The sequence below is a fragment of the Pseudomonas sp. SO81 genome (assembly GCF_030374125.1).
Taxonomy (GTDB): domain Bacteria; phylum Pseudomonadota; class Gammaproteobacteria; order Pseudomonadales; family Pseudomonadaceae; genus Aquipseudomonas.
The window spans coordinates 4,422,460-4,442,181 of the sequence record NZ_CP126126.1 but is presented as its reverse complement, the minus strand read 5'-3'; the positions used below and the strand labels follow the sequence as shown (position 1 = coordinate 4,442,181).

The 19,722-nt window shown below is 64.8% G+C and carries 14 protein-coding genes and 1 tRNA gene; 8 read left to right on the top strand and 7 right to left on the bottom strand.

The window, feature by feature from the left end; genetic code table 11:
- Positions 1–1,599, bottom strand: coding sequence for an FAD-binding oxidoreductase (locus OH686_RS21230; RefSeq protein WP_289535044.1), 1,599 nt, complete (start codon positions 1,597–1,599; stop codon positions 1–3).
- Positions 1,600–1,728: 129 nt separating this feature from the next.
- Between OH686_RS21230 and gliR the strand changes: the two genes are divergently transcribed.
- Positions 1,729–2,757, top strand: coding sequence for an AraC family transcriptional regulator GliR (gene gliR / locus OH686_RS21225; protein WP_289535042.1), 1,029 nt, complete (start codon positions 1,729–1,731; stop codon positions 2,755–2,757).
- A 16-nt stretch (positions 2,758–2,773) separates the two neighbouring features.
- Here the strand turns inward: gliR and OH686_RS21220 are convergent, their stop codons facing one another.
- Both OH686_RS21220 and moaB read right to left on the bottom strand, forming a co-directional pair.
- Complete coding sequence (locus OH686_RS21220) at positions 2,774–3,970, bottom strand: molybdopterin molybdotransferase MoeA (protein WP_289535040.1); 1,197 nt, start codon at positions 3,968–3,970, stop codon at positions 2,774–2,776.
- Complete coding sequence (moaB, locus tag OH686_RS21215) at positions 3,967–4,506, bottom strand: molybdenum cofactor biosynthesis protein B (protein WP_289535039.1); 540 nt, start codon at positions 4,504–4,506, stop codon at positions 3,967–3,969. The genes OH686_RS21220 and moaB overlap by 4 nt, the downstream gene beginning before the upstream one ends.
- Positions 4,507–4,572: 66 nt before the next feature.
- Here moaB and mobA point away from each other — a divergent pair, with 66 nt between their 5' ends.
- From mobA to OH686_RS21185, 6 genes are all read left to right on the top strand, one after another.
- A complete protein-coding gene (gene mobA / locus OH686_RS21210) occupies positions 4,573–5,154 on the top strand; it encodes a molybdenum cofactor guanylyltransferase MobA (protein WP_289535038.1) in 582 nt (193 codons plus the stop codon).
- Positions 5,155–5,212: 58 nt separating this feature from the next.
- Entirely contained in the window at positions 5,213–5,431 is a 219-nt protein-coding gene (locus tag OH686_RS21205) for a YgdI/YgdR family lipoprotein (RefSeq protein WP_192397372.1), read from the top strand.
- A gap of 92 nt (positions 5,432–5,523) precedes the next feature.
- Positions 5,524–5,600 (top strand) — tRNA-Pro (locus tag OH686_RS21200).
- Positions 5,601–5,767: 167 nt separating this feature from the next.
- Positions 5,768–7,006 (top strand): tyrosine-type recombinase/integrase, encoded by a 1,239-nt coding sequence (locus tag OH686_RS21195; RefSeq protein WP_289535036.1) that lies wholly within the window; start codon positions 5,768–5,770, stop codon positions 7,004–7,006.
- A 16-nt stretch (positions 7,007–7,022) separates the two neighbouring features.
- Positions 7,023–7,733 carry a DUF2971 domain-containing protein gene (locus OH686_RS21190; RefSeq protein WP_289535035.1) on the top strand — a complete coding sequence of 237 codons (711 nt, stop codon included), beginning with the start codon at positions 7,023–7,025 and terminating at the stop codon, positions 7,731–7,733.
- Between the two features lie 79 nt (positions 7,734–7,812).
- Complete coding sequence (locus OH686_RS21185) at positions 7,813–8,034, top strand: hypothetical protein (RefSeq protein WP_289535034.1); 222 nt, start codon at positions 7,813–7,815, stop codon at positions 8,032–8,034.
- On the opposite strand, the gene OH686_RS21180 is transcribed toward OH686_RS21185, so the two are convergent.
- Complete coding sequence (locus OH686_RS21180; RefSeq protein ID WP_289535033.1) at positions 8,031–16,424, bottom strand: LPD38 domain-containing protein; 8,394 nt, start codon at positions 16,422–16,424, stop codon at positions 8,031–8,033. The two genes, OH686_RS21185 and OH686_RS21180, sit on opposite strands and share 4 nt — an antisense overlap.
- Positions 16,425–16,518: 94 nt before the next feature.
- Here OH686_RS21180 and OH686_RS21175 point away from each other — a divergent pair, with 94 nt between their 5' ends.
- A complete protein-coding gene (locus OH686_RS21175; RefSeq protein WP_289535032.1) occupies positions 16,519–16,923 on the top strand; it encodes a hypothetical protein in 405 nt (134 codons plus the stop codon).
- A 5-nt stretch (positions 16,924–16,928) separates the two neighbouring features.
- On the opposite strand, the gene OH686_RS21170 is transcribed toward OH686_RS21175, so the two are convergent.
- The 3 genes from OH686_RS21170 to OH686_RS21160 are packed head-to-tail and all read right to left on the bottom strand — an operon-like array spanning position 16,929 to position 19,717.
- Positions 16,929–18,347: a hypothetical protein gene (locus OH686_RS21170; RefSeq protein WP_289535030.1), complete on the bottom strand. Its 1,419-nt coding sequence runs from the start codon at positions 18,345–18,347 to the stop codon at positions 16,929–16,931.
- A 60-nt stretch (positions 18,348–18,407) separates the two neighbouring features.
- Positions 18,408–19,355, bottom strand: a complete 948-nt coding sequence (locus tag OH686_RS21165; RefSeq protein WP_289535029.1) for a hypothetical protein — start codon at positions 19,353–19,355, stop codon at positions 18,408–18,410.
- 8 nt (positions 19,356–19,363) lie between these two features.
- Positions 19,364–19,717, bottom strand: coding sequence for a hypothetical protein (locus OH686_RS21160; protein ID WP_289535028.1), 354 nt, complete (start codon positions 19,715–19,717; stop codon positions 19,364–19,366).
- Positions 19,718–19,722 lie beyond the last annotated feature (5 nt).

Genomic DNA, 19,722 nt, shown 5'->3' with positions numbered 1-19,722 from the left:
TCAGTCTTCCAGCAGTACGCCAGGTGCCAGGCGCTGCTCGGGATCGAAGTGCTGGGCCATGGCCTTGAGCGCCGCCATGCCCAGCTCTCCCTTCTCCGCCACCAGGTACGGCGCGTGGTCGCGACCGACGCCGTGCTGATGGCTGATGGTGCCGCGGTTGCCGGCGATGGTCTGGCAGGCAGCGTGCTTGAGCTTGCTCCAGCGCGCCAGGGTCTGCTCGTAGCTGATGCCCGGGCGGAACACGTAGGTGGTGTAGATGCTCGAACCCTCGCCATAGACGTGGGACAGGTGGGTGAACACGTGGACCTGCTCGCCCTCGTCCGCCAGGCCCTGACGCAGACTGGCCTCGACCTTGTTCAGCAGGTTGTCGACGTTGCTCCAGTCGGTCGCCGTCTCCAGGGTGTCCACCGCATAGCCGGCCTCCCACAGGCCGTGGCGCAGGTAGGGAAAGCGGAAGCGGTTTTCCGCCCACTTCTTGCCCAGCAGGGTACCGGTGAACACCCCGCCTTCGGCGCGCAGGATGCGCTTGGCCTGCTTGACCGACAGGGCGTTCTGCGCACGATTGCCGGTGACGCCGAAGGTCAGCATGCACTTGCCGGCGCGGGGGCCACGCAGAGCCAGGTACTTCTCCAGCAGAGCGATCTGCTCCGGATGGCCGGCCAGGGCCAGTTGGGTCTCGGTTTCGATGGCGTTGGACAGGCGCAGCATCGACAGCGGCACGCGCGCCTGGGTCAGGGCACGGATGCCGGCCAGGGCCTGCTGCCAGCTGGGCAGGAACACGGCGAAGAACTTCTCCTGCTCGGCCAGTCTGGTCACGCGCACGCGCACTTCGGAGATCACCCCGAAGCGCCCTTCGCTGCCGAGGATCAGCTCGCGCAGGTCCGGGCCGGCGGCCGAGGCTGGGAAAGTCGGAATCTCCAGGGTGCCGGCGAAGGTCTCGACCTTGCCGCCGGCGAACAGCTGCTCGATGCGCCCATAGCGCAGCGACTGCTGGCCGCTGGAACGGCTGGCGACCCAGCCGCCAAGGGTGGACAGTTCCCAGGACTGCGGGAAATGGCCGAGGGTATAGCCGCGAGCGCGCAGCTGCGCCTCCACCTGCGGGCCGCTGGCACCAGGGCCGAAGGTGGCGATCTGGCTCTGCTCGTCGAGGTCGAGCAGTTGGGTCATGCGCTCCAGCGACAGGGTCAGCACCGGTTTATCGGACTCGACCGGGTTGATATGGCCGGCCACCGAGGTGCCGCCGCCGTAGGGGATGACAATGGCGTCCTGCTGCTGCGCCCAGATCAGCAGCTCGCGAATCTGCGCGGCGGTTTCCGGCAGGGCCACGCCATCGGGGAACACGCCGAAATCGCCGGAGCGCATGGCCAGCCAGTCCGGCAGGCTCTGGCCGCGGGCATGGCGCACGCGCACCTCGGCATCGACGCTGACCAGCGGATGACGAGTGCCCAGGCGCGTCTGCGGCACGCGCGCCAGTACCTGCTCCAGGCTGGCGTCCGCCAGGCGCTGGCCGGCGCCGACGCGCTCGGCCAGGAAGGCGCCGCCATGGGCTGGCAGTTCAACCTGGGTGGCTTCGTCGCCCCATCCGTTCCAACGTCGCATCCGTCCTTTCCTCACAGTTCCGCTGATGATCGATGGCTGCCTATACTAGCCAGCCGCCCGCTGCGGTCACTGTCGAATCGGGACAGCGGCTGTCGCCAATCAAGACAAGCAGAACAACAAGAATCGACCATGCTGACCCTCGGCTATACCTCGGTCCCCGCCCTGCTCAAGTATCTGCGTCACGCCGAACACCTCGGCCTGGACGTGGAGGCCGCTCGCGCCGTTGCCGGCATCAGCGCCGAGGACCTGGCGGACAACGGCAAGCGCCTGCCCAGCGAGGTACACGAGCGCCTGCTGGAGCACCTGATGCAGGTTTCCGGCGACCCGCTGTTCGGCCTGCATGCCGCGCGCTACGTACAACCCGGCTCGTGGAGCGTGCTCGGCTACATCACCATGAACTGCGCCACCCTGGGCGAGGCGATGAGCCGCATCGTGCCCTACGAGAAACTGGTCGGCGACATGGGCACCAGTCAGCTGGAACTGGCCGGCGACCATGTGCGGCTGATCTGGAACTGCCGCCACGAGCACCCGGGCATCCGCCGGCACATGGTGGAGAACGTGCTGGCCTCGTGGATGCTCTACGCGCGCTGGATCGCCGACATGGACCGCTCGCCGCGCGAGGTGTGGTTCGAGCACGCGCGACCCACCGAAGCCGAGCAATCGGCGTATGAAGAGGTGTTCGGTTGCCCGGTGCGATTCGAGCAGCCGAGCAATGCCCTGCTGGTGCCGCTGGACTACTTGAGCATTCCCCTGCGCCAGGCCGACGCCAACCTGCTGCGCACCCTGGAAGAACACGCGCTGACCATGATGGCCGGGCTGGACGACAACGAGCCGCTGCCGCAACGGGTGAAGAACGCCCTGCGCCTGCTGCTCAAGGACGGCCTGCCGCGCAAGGAAAAGGTCGCCGAGAAATTCCACATGACGGTGCGCACCCTGCAGCGCCACCTGCAGCAGGCCGGCACCAGCTACCAGGAGATCCTCGATCAGCTGCGCCAAGAACTGGCCGAGCACTACCTGCTGCGCAGCGACCTGGCGATCCAGGATATCGCCAGCTACTTGGGCTTCACCGAGTCGCGCTCGTTCCACCGCAGCTTCAAGGCGTGGACCGGGATGACCCCGGGTGAATACCGCGAAAGCCGCAAGGGCGCGCCGCTCTAAAGCAGCACGCTCAAACTCAGGCCAGCAACTCGCTCAGCGGGATGAAGCGCAGCGAGTCGCCTTCGGCATAGGTTCGATCTTCCAACACCTCCACCAGACCATCGGCCCAGGCGGCGCTGCGCAGCACCCCGGAGCTCTGGTTCGGGTAGAGCACGGCGCGACCGCCCTCGATTCGCGCGCGCAGGTATTCGCGGCGCTTGCCCGCCTTGCTCCAGGCGAAGCCGGCCGGCACCTGGAACGCCAACGGCTCGAACCGCTGCACGCCGAGGCGACGCAGCAGATAGGGACGCGCCAACAGGCCGAAGGTCACCAAGGTGGAGGCCGGATTGCCCGGCAACCCCAGCACCGGCACTCCGCGGAAATGGCCGCAGGTCAGCGGCTTGCCCGGCTTGATCGCTAGCTTCCACAGGGCCAGCTCACCCTCCTCGTGCAGGACCTGGCCGAGGCAGTCGGCCTCGCCCACCGAAACGCCGCCGGTGGACAGGATCAGATCGGCATCACCTAGCGCCGCCAGGGCCTCGCGGGTGCGCTGCGCATCGTCCGGCAGGATGCCAGCATCGCGCACCTCGCAGCCCAGGCGCTGCAGCCAGGCGCAGAGCAGGCTGCGGTTGCTGTTGTAGATCTGCCCCGCGCCGAGCGGTTGGCCGGGCTCGACCAACTCGTCTCCAGTGGAGATCACCGCCACTCGCGGCTTGCGCCGCACCGCCAGAACCGCGTTGCCGAGCGAGGCGGCCAGACCCAGCTCGACCGGGCCCAGACGGGTGCCGGCGGGCAGCACCACTTCGCCGGTGCGGGTCTCCTGGCCTTGGGGGCGGACGTTCTGTCCGGCCTCGAGCGGTTCGCGGAAACGTACTCGGCCATCGGCCAGCAGCTCGACGTTCTCCTGCATCTCCACCGTATCGGCCCCCACCGGTATGGGCGCGCCGGTGAAGATCCGCGCGCAGGTGCCAGGCTGCAGCGGCTCGGGAGCCTGGCCGGCGAGGATGCGCTGACTGATCGGCAGCGGCTCGCCCTGGCTATCGGCCAGGCGCAGGGCGTAGCCGTCCATGGCGCTGTTCGGCCAAGGCGGCAGATCGAGGCCGGCCACCAGATCGGTGGCCAGCACGCGAGCGTCGGCAGCGGCCAGCGCGATTATTTCTCGACCATGAATAGGCGTGGCCTCGGCCAGGGTCAGCAGGCGCTGCAGCGCCTCTTCGACCGGTAGCAGGCTCATCCGCGGCTCTCGCAGGCGGCGGCCTGCTTCAGGTGCGGGACGAAATTGCAGGGGCGGTGGCGGTTGTCCAACTGCTCGCCGAGGATGCCGTCCCAGGCGGTACGGCAGGCATTGGTCGAGCCCGGCAGGCAGCACACCAGGGTGCCGTTGGCCAGGCCAGCCAGGGCACGGGACTGAATGGTGGAGGTGCCGATATCGGCCACGGATATCTGCCGGAACAGCTCGCCGAAGCCATCCACCTGCTTGTCCAGCAGGCAGCGTACCGCCTCGGGCGTGCTGTCGCGGCCGGTGAAGCCGGTGCCGCCGGTGATCAGGACCACCTGCACCTCATCCTCGGCGATCCACTGCGCCACCTGGGCACGAATGCGGTACAGATCGTCCTTCAGTAGCACCCGCGCGGCCAGGTGATGGCCCGCGGCGGCGAGGCGATCGACGAACAGCTGGCCGGAGGTGTCGGTTTCCAGCGAGCGGGTGTCGCTGACGGTCAGAACGGCGATGTTCAGCGGCACGAAAGCCGCCTCGGCCTTGTGGCTCATGGCGTGATCCGGTTGTGGCGAAAACTGGCCGGTGTTATATCACAGGCCCCGACCCAGAGCCCTGCCATGACCACGCCTGCGCTTCCACCCTGCTCCATCCTGCTGCTGGCCGGCGGCCGCGGGCAGCGCATGGGCGGCCAGGACAAAGGGCTGCTGGAATGGCGCGACCGACCGCTGATCGCCCATCTGCATGAACGGGTACGGCCGCTGACCGATGACCTGATCATCTCCTGCAACCGCAATGCCGAGCGCTATGCGCGGTTCGCCGATCAACTGGTGAGCGACGCCGAGCCGGACTTTCCCGGCCCCCTGGCCGGCCTGCTGAGCGGCCTTGCCGCAGCGCGCCACGAACAGTTGCTGGTACTACCCTGCGATGCGCCGCTGGCGGACGAGAGCCTTCTGGCGGAGTTGCGCCGCCTGGCTCGGGAGCACCCCGGCAAGCCGGTGATGGTCCGCCAGGGTGAGCAATGGCAACCGCTGTTCTGCCTATTGCCACGCGCCCTGCTGCTGCCGCTGCAGCAGATCTGGCAGAACGGCGAGCGCAGCCCGTTGCGCGCGATGCTGCAGCTCGACCCGCGGGAGTTCTCCTGCGAACCGGGCGACGCTCGCCTGGCCAATTTCAATACGCCGGAACTACTGCGCGGCTGATCGGGAACCGCAGCGGCAAATCCTCGTCTTACGTACCCCATGACTACCGGAGGTACCCATGACCCAACGGACCCTGACCGCCCTGCTCGCCACCGGCTTGCTGGCACTGGCCGGCTGCTCGACGCCCAGCGTCATCACCCTCAATGACGGCACCCAGATTCAGACTACGGACGTGCCCGAGTTCGACGAGGAATCCGGCTTCTACGAATTCGAACAGCTCGACGGCAAACCGACACGGGTGAACAAGGACCAGGTCATTACCGTCAAAGAGCTCTGAGTACACCGCGCCACACGGAATCGTGGCCGCAAAAATCTTCCAGCTAACCCCTTGTGCCGCAAAACTTTTTCGGTAAAATGCGCGCCATCCTTCGGAGCGTAGCGCAGCTTGGTAGCGCGTCTCGTTCGGGACGAGAAGGTCGCTGGTTCGAATCCAGTCGCTCCGACCACCTCCCGATCTCAACATGCCTCATGTTGTGTCAAACCCCAGGAAAGCCGGCCACTTGAGCCGGCTTTCTTGTTTCAGCCTGTCTCACCCTATCCCATGCTATCTCTACACACGGTGTATGCCGGTGTGTATGCTGCCGAGCTATTCGAACCCGGCATACAGGACAGCATGAAAAGGACCGAGATCAAGCGCCGCCCGCTGAGCGACACCACCCTGGCATCCCTGGAAGCCGAGGAGAAAGTCTACCGTGAGCACGACGGCAACGGCCTGTATTTCCGAGTGAAACCCACCGGCCAGAAGCTTTGGGAGTTCCGCTACAAGAAGCCAGCCACCGGCGCCTGGTCGTGGCTTGGCCTCGGCCCCTACCCGACTGTCACCGGAGCGATCGCCCGGGAGAAAGCCCAGGATGCTAGGGCGAAGGTAGCCCAGGGCATCGACCCTTCCACGCACAAGAAAGCCGCTGCCGCGGCGGAAAAAGCCAAGGCCGAGAACACCTTCGAGCCATTGGCCCGGGAATGGTTTGATGCACGAAAGGCCGGCTGGAGCGAGGGCTACCGCATTCGTGTCATGGGCGCCCTGGAGCTGCACGTTTTCCCGAAGATGGGCGCTCGCCCCTACGTCGACATCACGCCGATGGAATGGATGGAGTTCTTCCGGGCAATGGAGAAGAAGGGGATCATCGATCAGACCGGCAACGTCCGCCGGTACGTGAAGGAGATCTATGACCTGGCCCGTGTCACTGGCCGCTGCACTCACAATCCGGTCGACGGGCTCCACCGCTTTCTCCAGACCCGCCCCTCGGAGAACTATGCCCACGTAACCGAGGACGAACTACCCGCCCTGCTCCGCGCGATCGATGCCTACTCTGGCGACCGCGCCGTCAAGATCGGGCTGCGGCTGCTGATCCTCAACGGGTTGCGCCCGAGCGAAGTCCGGGAAGCCCGCTGGAGCGAGTTCGATCTGGCCAATGCCCAGTGGGAGATCCCGGCCGCCCGCATGAAGAAGAAGCGACCGCACGTCGTGCCACTCTCCAGCCAGTCGATGGCACTGCTCGAGGAGTTGTATGCGTTGTCTGGCGCCTACGACCTGCTGCTGCCGGGCCGGGTCGACCGCAAGAAGCCTATGAGCAACATGGTATTCAACATGGCGCTGCGCCGCATGGGCTACCAGGGCCAGCAGACTGGCCATGGCTTCCGCCACGTCGCGAGCACCCTGCTGAACGAGGCTGGCTTCGACGAGAACCACATCGAGGCCCAGCTATCGCACAAAAAGGAAGGCGTCGCCGGCGTCTACAACAAAGCCCAGTACCTGGATCAGCGGCGCAAGATGATGCAGTGGTATGCCGACCACCTTGATCAACTCCAAACTGGCAACATCATACAAGCCAAATTCAACAAATCTGCCTAAGTTCGCTGGAGCGCTGATGATCCTCTATAAATATATGTCTATCGAAGGCCTATTGGCGTGCATAAATAACAGGACGCTGCGCTTCACCCGCCCCGCCACGTTCAATGACCCGTTCGACTGCTTAGGCTCCGTAACTACTCCCCCCGTAACAATTCAACAAGACGATTTCTTTCAATCAAACCATACCAGGCTAATGTTATTGCGCCACAACATGGGCGTCTTGTCACTTACGAGAAATCCGCTCAACTTATTGATGTGGGCGCACTACGCCATGAACCATACGGGCGGAGTAATCGGCATCGACACCGAGCTTGCCGGCCTTGAAGACCAAGAAGAGAACATAGTCACTTGCGGTAACGGCAGCATCATATATACGTCAATCCGCCCAAACCTTGACGAAGTGGAATTGTATTATCCGAGCGGATTTCCCAGCAAAAGAGATAAAGCGACTATAGAAAAGATATTTCTCCACAAGTCAATACACTGGAGCTATGAGGAAGAAGTCAGAGCAGTTCGGCAGATGACAAACGATGCGCTCTCTGACTATCAAGACTTCGAATTCCCCATTTCCTCGATAAAGGAAATTTATTTTGGCGCTCGCTTTAGCCAAAACTATTTGCACGGGAAAAATATTGACCTGCAAGCATTGTTCAATCTGGATTTCTCGCTGTTTTACTGCGAGCTTGACCAGAACAAGTGGGAAGTTTCACCTCGCCTGTACGAATGACCATAGGCCCTGGAAAGGGCCTCGCGCCAGCCACGGGTCAACCCCTACACTGGAGCCGTCAATTAATAGGAGAGCTCGAATGCTCCAGGTGTATGCCGGCGGCATCCTGATGGTCCTCGGCATGGTCGCCCTGCTTGGCAACCCCGTGGTTGGCGGGGCGATGATCGGCATCGGCTTCGCAATGTACAAGTCGACCAGCAAGGCCACCCGCTCCGATGCCGCAAGCACCTTCTGGGGCTTCGGCATCCTGTGCGGTGCGGGCATCCTTCTGGTCGGCCTGGTCAACGTCCTCTTCTTCTAGAAGGCAGCCTCAGCTTTCTTCACCACCCTCTCCGCCACCTCATTGGCGCGCCGCTGCAGTTGGTCCAAGCGCCGGCGCTTCTCCTCCCCGCTCATCACCTTGTCACGGTAGACCGCATCCATCTGGTTGCGAATGGTGCCCAGCTGCCGCCTGGCCAGGCCCAGCGCCGGCCGCTGGCGGATCTTGTCACCGCTGCTATCCAGCAAATCCGCAGCCGCTTCCAGCCGTCCCTCCTCGCGGTAGGACTTCAGCGTCCGGTGCAGTTGGTCCGCCTCGGTCAGCATGTCGAAGAACTGCGCCTGGTACTTGCTCGTCCGCGGCGCGTCTCCCTGGTACATCACCTTGGCCACCGGCAGATCCTCCGCGCGCCATGCCGGCCCCTCGCCTTCGGTGAGGCCGGCGGCGACCAGAGAGGACATCCCCAGCACGTACCCACCGATGGTGCCGGTATAGCCCTGCACCAGGTGGTCGATCTGCTTGGGCGAGAGCCCGATGGTCGGCCCGGTCACTTGGCCCAGCACCTTGCCGATAGCGCTGGTCCGCTCGTCATAGCGCGCCTCGGGCAGCTTGCCCTCGTCGCCCATATCCTCGATCGGCGAATCGCGGAAGAAGTTGCGGTTGGCCTGCAGCTCGCGGATGGGCTGGTAGAACTGCGGTACCGGGTTGAACGCCAGGGTCTGGAACACGCCCTGCGCTACGGCCTTGGTCAGATCGTCGCCGCCCTGGCTGCCGGTCAGCGTGTGCAGGATGCGCTCCGGCACGGTACCGAACAGCAGGCCCAGCTCGAACGGCTTGGGAATGCGGAAGTGCTCGTCGCCCAGGAAGATGTGCCAGTGCATGTCCTTGTCCCAGTCCTGCAGGGCTTGGTAACGCTCGTCGTCATCGTTGATCCCGGCGAGCAGCAGGGAGAACAGGGCAATGTAGGCGCCCTTCATGGCCACTTCCTTGGCCAGCAGCCCCTTGTCGCCCTTCACTGCACGGCCGAGCTTGTACAGGCCCTGCAGCCGCGCGTTGAGGAACGGAACGACGTCGGTGAACCACTGCGCCGCGGCGAAGTTGCCGCGCAGGCTGTAGTCCATCAGATCCTTGGCCTCGAATGAGGCCTGCCGCCGACTCTTCCCGGCGCCGCGTGCCGCCTTGTAGGTGCTCAGCCGGTTGGCGTTCTCGACCTTGTCGCCCAGCTCGCGATACTTCTGCCAGCCCTTGCCCAGCATCGCCGCGGCTTTCGCCGGGGTGTTCACCAGGCTGCCAAGGTAGGCTTCCTGCTGGCTCTTGGTGAATCCCTTTTTCTCCAGCGCCCGGCGGATAATCTGCGCTGAGGCCTCGGGATCAGCACCGTGCACGTAGCCACCCTGGAAGCTGCCGCCGGCGAACATCAGGTCACGGTAATCCTGGTCCTCGCGAAGCGCATCGCGCATTCCCTTGATCGAGTCCTTGCCCAGGGTGAACCCGTCCTTGTTGATCATCCAGGCATGGGCCGCGTCGCGGATGAAGTTGCGCAGGATGAAATCCGGCGAGGCCGTCACGCCGGTGGTGAGCAGCCGTTTGAAGGCGCGGCCGATCTTGGTGATTGGGTCGTTGAACACGCTGCCTTCAACGAACCGCAGCCCGCGCAACAGGCTCTCGTCGTTCACCCGGTAATACTCGTTCTTCCCGGCGCGCTGTACCCGGATGATGTCAGGATCGGTCGGCGCGACGCGGGTCCACAGCTGTTCGAAGCCCTCGTTCTCTGGCTTCATCAGCTTGTTGACCACCTTGATGGCGTTGGAGCCGGCCGGCAGGTCCAGCATCTCGGCGGCCAGCTGCAGCGCCTTGCGGTCCTTGCGGATCTGCGCGGCGATCTGGTCGCGCGACACCAGCACCTGCTGCCAGCGCGGGCTCTCGTCGGCGATGAAGTCGCTGCCCTTGAGGTTATCCACTACCTCCAGCAGCGCCTTGTTCTTCATCGAGGCGTCGATGCGCTTGGTCCAACCGGCCAGCATGTTGGCCAGCAGGTCGCTGGTCGGCAACTTGCCGCCCTTCAAGGCCTTGATAGCGGCTGACTGGTGGGAAAGGCCACGGTTCGTCCGCGGCGCAGTGAAGATGCCCTCCGCCTCATCCTGCCGGTAAAACGGCACGTAATAGTCGGTGAGCCACTTCGCCCGGGCGTCCTGGTCGATCAGCCCGGCTTCCTGCGCCAGATCCAGAACCGCCTCGTTCACCTGGGCATACTCGCGGTAGACCTTCTCGAACAGTTCTTCCTTGCCCTTGCCCATGGCCAGCAGCTCGGCGATATCGGCGTCGGTTAGATTGTTTTCCCGCCCCTGGGCCTTGAGCAGTTGGCCGCGCTTGCCGCCCAGCCAGGCAAGCCACGGAGTGAGGTTGTCGGCGCCCAGGTCGCCCAGGATATCGAGCACGCCACGGGTACCGGCCTTGCCGGAAACGATGCCATCACGCCACTCCGGCGCCGCATAGTGCAGCACCCCGTGCATTACGTCGGCGATGCCGCTGGCCAGCCTGGCGGACACATAGCCCTGCTGGTTGGGGTCCGTCACACCAGCGGCCTGCTCAGCTCGGCGAATGCCGGCCAGGCCGTCGAATACTCCCTCCTCCGACCTGGTAGCCCAGGAACGCATGCGCTCCTGCAGGCCTTCCAGCGTCAGGCCGCGCACGCGATCGAGCAGGTGCTGCGCCTCACCGCCGGCCAGGCCCAGCTTGCGCAGGGCTTCGGTATCGCGCTGGCTCGCGCGGGAGTAGCGAATATCCGGGTCGATCTCGTCGAAAGCCCCCGTGTTGTGGGTTGCCGACTTCACCTGCGTGTTGCTGAACACCACCCACACAGAGGTGCCCTTCAGCCGCACCCCATCATGGCCACGCTTTTCCAGCTCAGCCCGGAACGCCGCCGACTTCTGGATAGTGTCCAGCTTCTGCGACTCGGCCACTGTCATCTCGTAGGGGTTGCGCACACTGGCATACAGCGGCATCACCCTCGCAAGGCCCGGCATTCCGTCGCTGGCGTTGCGCGCGTATCCCTCGGCCATGTTCTTCTCGCTGGTCAGGAAGATCCCCAGAGGAGCTGAAGCATGCCCGGTGCTATATCCGGAGCGGCCCTGGTCGAAGATGTTGAAATCTTCGGCCGTACCGTGGAACAGCACCAACGGCTCGCCGTTGCCGTCGGTCGCCTTGGACACGGACTCCGGATTGACGCGCTGCAGGGGCTGGCGTACAAAGTCGGCTGGAGCCCTGGCATTGGCCGGTGACGATCTCTGAGCCTCGCTCATGTCGCCCGGAGAGACTGCCGGGGCTTCTGTTTTTCTGTCGACCGTAACGGCGTTGTAGAACATCCGCCCGTTCGCATCCTCCCGCACCGTGAACACCGCCACCACCGGCACGCCGTCGATATCGAGCGGCGCCAACAGTTTGTGGAAGGTCACCGGCGCCGGCCCACGCTGATCCAGCGCGCTGCTGGCATAGATGGAATGCTCAAAGCTCTGCTGTAGGCGGTCCAATACCGTGCGCTTCGCCGGGTCAGCAGCAGATGAGGCCGCCTTCTTCGCGCCAGCCATGCCGACTCTCACCTCACCCAGCTCGTCGTGCTGCATGGTCATACCTTCGCGCGCCAGCTGCTTCAGGCTCGCCTCTACCTTGCCCAGCCGGTCCTTGTCGCTCAACTCCCGCCAGGCCTCTGGCGTCTTGATGCGCAGCGGCTTCAGGGCATCCAGGCGCTCCTGCGTGGCCAGGGCCTGCCAGTCGCCAAACCAGCGCTTAAACTCCGGAGTCCGCACCTGGTGCCACTGCCGCTGGCTGAGCTTCGACTGCTTCCCGTTCGGGGCGACCAGTTTTCCATCCGAGTTGCGCACCTCGACCGATCGCCCAGAGCGGCCATCGCGCGAGAAGGCCAGCCGCCCCGAGCCTGTGTTTCCGGTACCGCTCTCGATATAGCGCCTGGCGTTCGCCAGCAGCGCCTGGATGTCGCCGGCTGTCCACTCCATCTTCCTGCCGAGGCGATCGCTGACCGCGCGCAGTGCAGCGCGCATCGCCGCCATCAGCCTTGGCCAGAAGGCCTGCTGCTGGATTGTGCCGTCGGCAGCCATGTCGGCCAGCACCTCCTCCACCGCCACCGCCGGCTGGTAGCCAAACTGCTGCACCAGCTTGTCGGCCTCAGCCTTGATGCTCGGGTTGCTGTTGTAGATGTTCATGAGCAGCGGACTCAGGCGCTTGCCGTAAGCGCCCTGCAGGCCGGAGTGGCCGAGTACTTCATGCTGCAGGACGAAGGTCGCATGCTGCAGGTCGCGCAGGTTGTCGGCTACCAGGAAGACCGAACCATCGCTCAGGATGCCCTCAACGTCGAAGGCTCCGTCACGCTCCACCGTCCGGCGCTGCTTGGCCGGCAGATCCTTGACCGACTGCACCACCTCGATCTTCGGGGCATTGCTCCAGCCCTTGGTGATGCCGGCAATATCGGCATTGAGCTTCGATGCCGTGAGCCCTCCCTGCCCGCTGGGCGCGCGACGATAGCTTGCGCGTGAATACAGAGCGACCCGACCTGCGGCATCAGGCTTGGTAGCCTCTACCACTTCCACCAGCTTGTCGAAGGCCTGGTTGATCGCCTTCCGCTCTGCGCCGGTGGGGAATGGGCGCTTCCAGCCCCAAGGCGTAGGAATGGCGGCCTGCTCGGGGCCGTAGTTCAGGAATGGGCTACTGCCGCCACGCTCCGCGATCATGTCCTCGACATAGCCCTGGAAGGCGCGTGCGGCCATCTCGTGCGGGGTAGTCCAATAGTCGGTACCGCGGCCTTGGTCCAGCTCCTTGGCGTCCATGGCAAAGCGCGTCGGCACGCGGCGGGTCTTCTCCGAGCCTCCCTGCGCATCCGCGAGCATCTTCAGGCGCGACGAATAGAGGCCCATTGCGCTGCGCAGGCTGTCCAGTACGCCGCTGCTCTCGGCGCTGAAGCCACTCCGGCCGCGCACAGCCTTGTAGATGGCGCTGATCTGCTCCAGTGCATCGTTGGTCCAGCGCATGCCACTAAAGGCATTGCGGCGCCGCACAGGAGCGTCAGGCTTGGTAGAGCGAAGCTCCGTCTCCAGCTGCACGCCGTCGAGGATCTGCTGGGCCACGGTATCGAAGCTGGCCAGCTGCTCGGCGCTCGCAGGCTTGTTGTGGCGCTTCCAGTATTTCGGGTCCTTCTGATCGGCCAGGTCGGCACGCAGGCGGTCCAGCCGGTCGGCTACCTCCTTGCGAGAGCGGGCCACGAAGTTGTCGGCTTGTGCAGTGTCCTCCATGTACTGCTCGGCCTTGTGCTGCATGGTATCCATCAGCTCGCTGTAGGCCTGCCGCACTTCCAGACGAACGCCGGATCCGGTGCGCTTGAATCCCGAGCTGACCGCCTCGCGCTCGAAGTTGCCAGAGGTCTTGAGCGAGCGGGTGCCATCCTCGTCGACCACCCACTCGGCCGAGGCCTTCCCATCCTGGCGGCCGAAATAGTGATCCAGGGCATGGAACCACTCATGGGCCAGGGAGCCGGCGCCGTTCATCTTGGTCAGGTTGATCGCGACCTTGCCCGGCTCATAGTGGGCACGGGCGCCGCTCAAGCCGTGGCCACGAGCACCGAAGGCCAGGGCCAGCTCACCGTTCAAGCTGATCGCCTTGGGTGGAATATCCATCACCTCGGCCAGATCGAGCAGGCCGTCGTAGGCGTCGTCGAGCAGCTGCTGCCGCTCCTCCTGGTTATTCCAGTTGCCGAACTCGACGCCGCGGAAACCAAAGGTGTCTATGAACGCCCGGTCCTTGACTGGGCCATCACGGCGAGCGGCACCGATGCGCTGGGCATTCTCCGGCCGCGGCAAGTCGGCTTCACCGAAAGTGGTATTGGTTTCGATGATCTTCTGCGCGTTGGCTGCCATGTACTCCATTGCGGCCACGCGAGTCGGGAACACCTGGTCGACCACCTTGACGCGCTTACGGTCGCTGACTGTCCGCCAGATCTCGAAGCCCTCTCCGTCGCCCTGGCGCTGCGAAAGGACGCGGTGCTTCTGGGCAACCGCGATCAGCGGCACAGCCTGCTCGGCTTCCTCGCGTGTAGCGTAACTGCCGACCCTCTTGGGCTGCTTCATCCAGTCCTTGAGGCGGCTGTCGCGTACCTCCCAGCGACCGACTTCCGAGGCATTGGTGCTACTGACCACCTGAGAGAGCTCGAAGCGGCGGGCCCAAGCCGGCCGCGCGTCGGTATCGCTTGCGCGCGCAGGCTTGGGGCCGGTCGGTACAGCGCGATCCTTGCGGGCACCGCCAATCTTCTCTCCGAAGTCCTTGATTGATGCAGTTGCGCCTGCCTGCTCCACACCAGGCCTAGCCGCACTCCCGCGGCGATTAGCCTGCCTCAGTGCACGCTGTCGGTCGGCCCCTTCATCTGCAGCAGGAATATCAGTTCCACCTTGCTCTGCTGCGGGTACGGGAGCTGCTGCCCGCTCAGCCACAGCTGTGCTTCCCGCCACGAGATCAGCCGGAGCTGATGCAGCAGGTAGATTGCCTGCTGCTCGGTCATCAGCAGCCCGTTGCCCACTATCAGCATCTTGCACCTCCTGCCGGCGCTGCACGCGCCATTCGCGAGGGGCGGTCTTTACGACCTCGAACTCCCCGGCTTGCGCCAGCCCGCGTAATGCCTTGTTGGCCGCCGGCACGCCGCGGTATACGGCAGCCATGGCTGCCTGCTCGGCTTCTGCCTCACGAATAGCCCGCGCCGCCTGCACACGGGTCGCACCCATTTCGGAGACGATGGCCTCCGGCGTTGCGCCGCCCTGGCGCGCACGCTGCAGGATCTGCTGGAAGGCGGGCCGCTGGACGGGCCGAGCCTGCTCGGTCATGCCATCGCCAGGAGTTTCAGCTACAGGCGGCTGAATATTCGGCACCCGCCCCGGCCTCGCCTCGCCCTGGCTATCAACAATCAGCGCCTCCTGGCGCATGTCAGCCAAGGCAGGACGAACCACCTCCCCCTCGTAGACCGACGCCGCAGGCGCAGCAGCTGCCATCGGCCGCACTCTCTCCGCCGGCAGCAGATCGCCGGCAATGCTAAGCACGCCACGCGGAGTCTGCTGATCCATACCAGGACCGCCGCTCGTATCCGGCGTCATACGGCCAGGCACTGGGCGCTGCTCACGGTCCACGTCGCGCTGCGGCCCCTGCTGGCTCAACTGCCCGTCGCTGTCGCCGTAGAGAATCTGTTCTGGTGCTGGTAGAGCCAGTCGATCTGGCGCCGGCAGCATCGCCGCCGCGCGCGAAATGGACCCAGCGCTGGGGTCAGGCCGAGGAACTGGGGCAGGGGCTGGGTTTTCCGCTGTTGGCATTGGCTGCACGAGACGAGCAGGAGAGGTGCGCGCCACGTTCCAGGTCGCCTCTGCGCTGCTCTGCCCCAGAGAGAGCAGGCCCTCAAGCACAGCGTCCGGAACATTGCCCTCGCCGGTAGCAGCCAGCTCGCCCAGGTACTCTCCAACACCCTCACCCACGGTCTCCAGGCCGAGCACGGTACCGCCCACCGCAAGGCGCTTGCCGAGCTTGTCGGTGGCCTTGCGAGCGTTCTCCTGTGCCGCCCGAACGGCGCCGGCGATCTCTGGATTGCTGCGCGCCGCCAGTACGGCAGCCTCGTCAGCGACATCCACCCCGCGATCGACCAGGGCTTTCCTGGTCGCCGCCTCGATCGCCGTGGTGCTGGTCCGCTGCAGGGTACTCGCCACCTTCCCACCGACACCGAGCGTCAGCGCGTCGATACCAGTGATGACGCCTCCCTTGATAGCGCCCTCACTCCTGGCCTGGGCCATCTCTTCCGGTGTGACTTCACCATCATCGGCCAGATTCATGGCTTTGTTGCCGGTTTCCAAGGCCGCATTGCCGAGGAACATGCCCGCCAGGCCGCCGACCACCCCGCCAACCACCCCGCCAGCTGCTGTACCAAGACCTGGCACGACAGAACCGATACCCGCGCCAGCTGCACCACCAGCCTTCAGGCCTGCCCAGCCGGCGCCCAGCGCGACAGCAGCGTTCGGCAGTTGCTCCAGCACAGCCAGGCCTGCACCGGCCGGATTGTCGACTACCGCCCCGATCCCTTCGCCGATGGTATCCAGCACGCCAGGATCTTCGCCCAGGGCGGAAGTACGATCGGCGAAGTCCTGCTGGAACTTCACCAGGCGCCGGTCGCGCGGAGCTTGCTGCTGCTCGAGCGCGTCGTCAGCGATGCCCTTGCCGTTGCCGGTGTAACTGCGAACAGCGGAAGTGAGCGCACGGCCAGTGGACTTAGCACCACCGATCAGGGTGTCGCCGATGCCTTCAGCCTTCGGAGTGGCGGGTTGCGGACTGTAGTCGTTCCACGGCTCACCGCCAGAACTGCCGCTTTGACCATACTCATCCCAAGGCCCAGCCATCAACACCTCCAAACCGCCGCACCGCGCGGCATATTTTGGGGAACGCTATGTCACTAGGAAAACGGGACAAGGCCGCGCAGGAGACATTGCCGGAATGCTGATCCGGAGCTATAACGCCTGGATGAAAAGGAACGTCGCCATCCTCGCCCTGATCGTCTGCCCCGCCCTAGCGCAGGCAGACAACTTCGCCACATGCCTGCTCGACGAGCTTCCAGGCGTGCAGAACAATAATTCTGCAGGCGCCGCCTTCCAGGTATGCAGCGGGCGCTATCCAGCTGGCTATGGCGACATCGAGCAAGGCTCCGGCAGAAGCCTGCTCGGCTACGATTCTGGTGCAGAGTGCGCACTGGACAAGGGACGCGATACACGCAGCCAAGATGCTGCCGGGATGATCCGGGTAGCCTGCAATCGGCTGTACAACGCTCCACCACCAGCCGAAAGCACCGATCAAGGATCCTGCTCCGGAGCTACCCCCGGCCCTTGGTGTTCCTACCGCTAATCCAACTACACCTTTCGCCAGTTCTTCTGGTCTGCCGGATCGCCACCTAGAAACTCATACCCGCCCTTGCGAGTTCCTACCGATGGGACGCCGCCTTGCATCGGCAAGTCATCGCCGATGCCTGCCACTGGGCGCCCAGTCGTTACATCGATCAGCTGCGTACCGCGGATATCGCGCCCATTCTCGTCGCGACCGAGGATCACGTCCTGGCCACGGAAGCGGTCCTTGGCCGGCGTACTGATTGCGGTGTAGGCGTTGCGTGCCGTCTCTCGCTCCTCGGGGCTCAGGGTCGGATCGGCGAGCTGGGCCTGCAGGCTTTCCAGACGCTGACGCTCATTCAAGCCGACCTGCGCCACCTCTATTTCCTGGCCAATGCGCTCGCGCTGCATTGCACTGTTCTGCCGATCGTCTAGGCCAGCAAGGATCCCTTCCTGGGTCTGCGAGCGCTGGGAATCTGTTTGCGCCTGCCGCGCATCCAGCCGGGCATTCTGCAGGTCGGCAATGGAAGGCGCCCGAGAGCTGTCTCGCACTACGGTGACACGGCCACCGCCCTCGCCAATCTTGCCGCGCCGGCTGGCGGCGATCATCTTCTCGCCCTCCTGGTTAGCGCGTTCGAACCGCTCCAGAGCCAGCTTCGCACTACCCGCCTCGGCCTGGCTGAAGGTGCCGATTCCATCGCCGATTCCACCGACACCGCCCACCGGGGCAGCACCAGCACCCTGGACGGCGCCTGCGTCATTGGTGAATTCCATGACGCCATCAGCTCCGCGCCGCGCTGCGATCTCTCCACCAGCCAGGCCGGCGCCGACTCCAGTCCGCACATACCCAGGCGCTGCCGATGCCCGCACCGCAGGAGCTTCCGCGGCGACGGCTGCTGCCAGAGGCTGGCGGGCAGTAACCGGCGTGACGGGAATGTTGTCGGCGATACCACCAGCGGCTGCCGGCTGAACGCCCAGCGCCTGACGAACCTGCGCGCGCGCGCCTTCCGAGGCGCCAGATGCCTGGTCGAGCCCTTGGTCTAGCGTGGCTGCCGCCGAATCTGCATACCGATTTCGACCACCCGGCAACGTGTCAGGGTTGCCGCCTACTGCGCTGGCCACGCCTGCACGCGCCGCGTCTATGCCAGCAGCGAACGGCAGAGCAGCACCTCCAGCCACGGCCTTTGCACCACCGACCAGGCCATCAAGAATCCCCGCGCCAGCCTTCGGCGCCCCACCTCCACCAGCCTGCGGCGTACCCGCCGTCGGGAGAGTGGCTTGCTTCGGCAATCCATCGGCAATACCGCCAACCACACCACGCGGCCCGGTAACAGGCTGCAGAGCCTGGTCCTGCATGCGCTTTGCGCGATCGGGGTCGCCGGTACGCTTACGCGTCGCCTGGCCCAGGTCGCCGTCGATAGAGAGGTTGGGGTCAAAGATGGCCATTGCTGCGCTCCATTCCAATGTGAGGCCGACGGTATGTCACTCCGCCGGCCTATCAAGCCGTCAGGCGCTTCCGCTGAAAATGTCTGCCTGCAGCGAGGACTGAGCGTTCGCAGCCGCACCGGAGATGTCGCCGAGCGCGCGGGCGGCCTGAGCCAGCGCGGCGTTCTGCGCCGCTCGCACTTCTCCCTCGGCCATCCCTGCCCTGCTCCGCTGCACATCGGCCTCGAGTCGGCCCTGGGCCGCGCGCAGACGCAGTTCCTCGAAGCCCAACTCGACGTTGTAGTAGGACGACAGCGCTGAACTCAACGCGGCATAGGCCTGGGCCTTGGACCGGGCCGTGTCCACATCCTTGTTCATCAGCTCGATCCAGCGCCCGTAGAAGGTGGCCACTTCGCCCATGATCCCCAGTTTGAGCCGGATGGCCTGTTCCTCGGCGAACTTCAGCAGGTCCAGCTTGATCTCCGCGTTGCGGATGTTCTGCTGGCGGTTCACCTCTGCGATCGCCTCGCTGGCGCGGATCTCGCTGCTGTTCAAGGCGCCAATCAGCGCTCCTGGCGGAATGGAGAAGCCACGCTCCGAGAAACTGGCCCGCAGCGCAGCCTGCTCGGTGGCAGTCGCGCGGTACGCCCGGTCGCGGCCTTCATGCCAGACGGTGTCGAAGTGCTCCTTGCTCAGCCCCAGCGGGCTCTGCCCGGTGATGATCCCGACCAGCCACTCCTCCGGGGCGTAGCGCAGGGCGCCGCTGATCTCGGGGAAGTGCTTGTCCATCCACTTGTCTACCTCGGCATCGAGGAAGCGAATGGACGCCGGCGAGGTATCCGCTGGCAGCAGCTCACCGAAGGATGGCGGCGGCTGCAGGTTCGGCTTGTCGGGGCTGTAGCTGAAGCCGATCGCGCGAGGCACCGGCATGAAGCTGCCGATCCGGTTCGCCAGGCTCGTCGCGCTGCCCAGAGCGGTGGTGGCGTGCTCCTGCAGGAACTCAAGGGATTTGTCGATTGTGGAAGCCATAGGTCACCTCAAGGAATTTCGACGGCCAGTTGGAGCCCGGTCCAGAAGCGGTTGGCCGGCAGTACAAGCTCAGGTCCAAAGCGATGCATCAGTACCGTGAAACCAGCGCCAGCAACGGCTTCGATCTGGTCACCTATCCAGTAGGCCGAGTTGTCACCCTCGTCGATCAGATCGTTGTCCTCCGTAAAGGAGTGCCGCCCGAAGCTATCGATGTGCCAGCGCGGCCCGACCGCCGCCGTGGTGGTTAAACCAGCCCCCGCCAGGATGTCGTCGAACTGCTCGATCGTCATGTCGTTGGTCTGGGTGCTGTCGGCGTACTCCTCCTGCCAGATAGCGCCATTCAGTTGGATCAGCTGCGCCATGATTT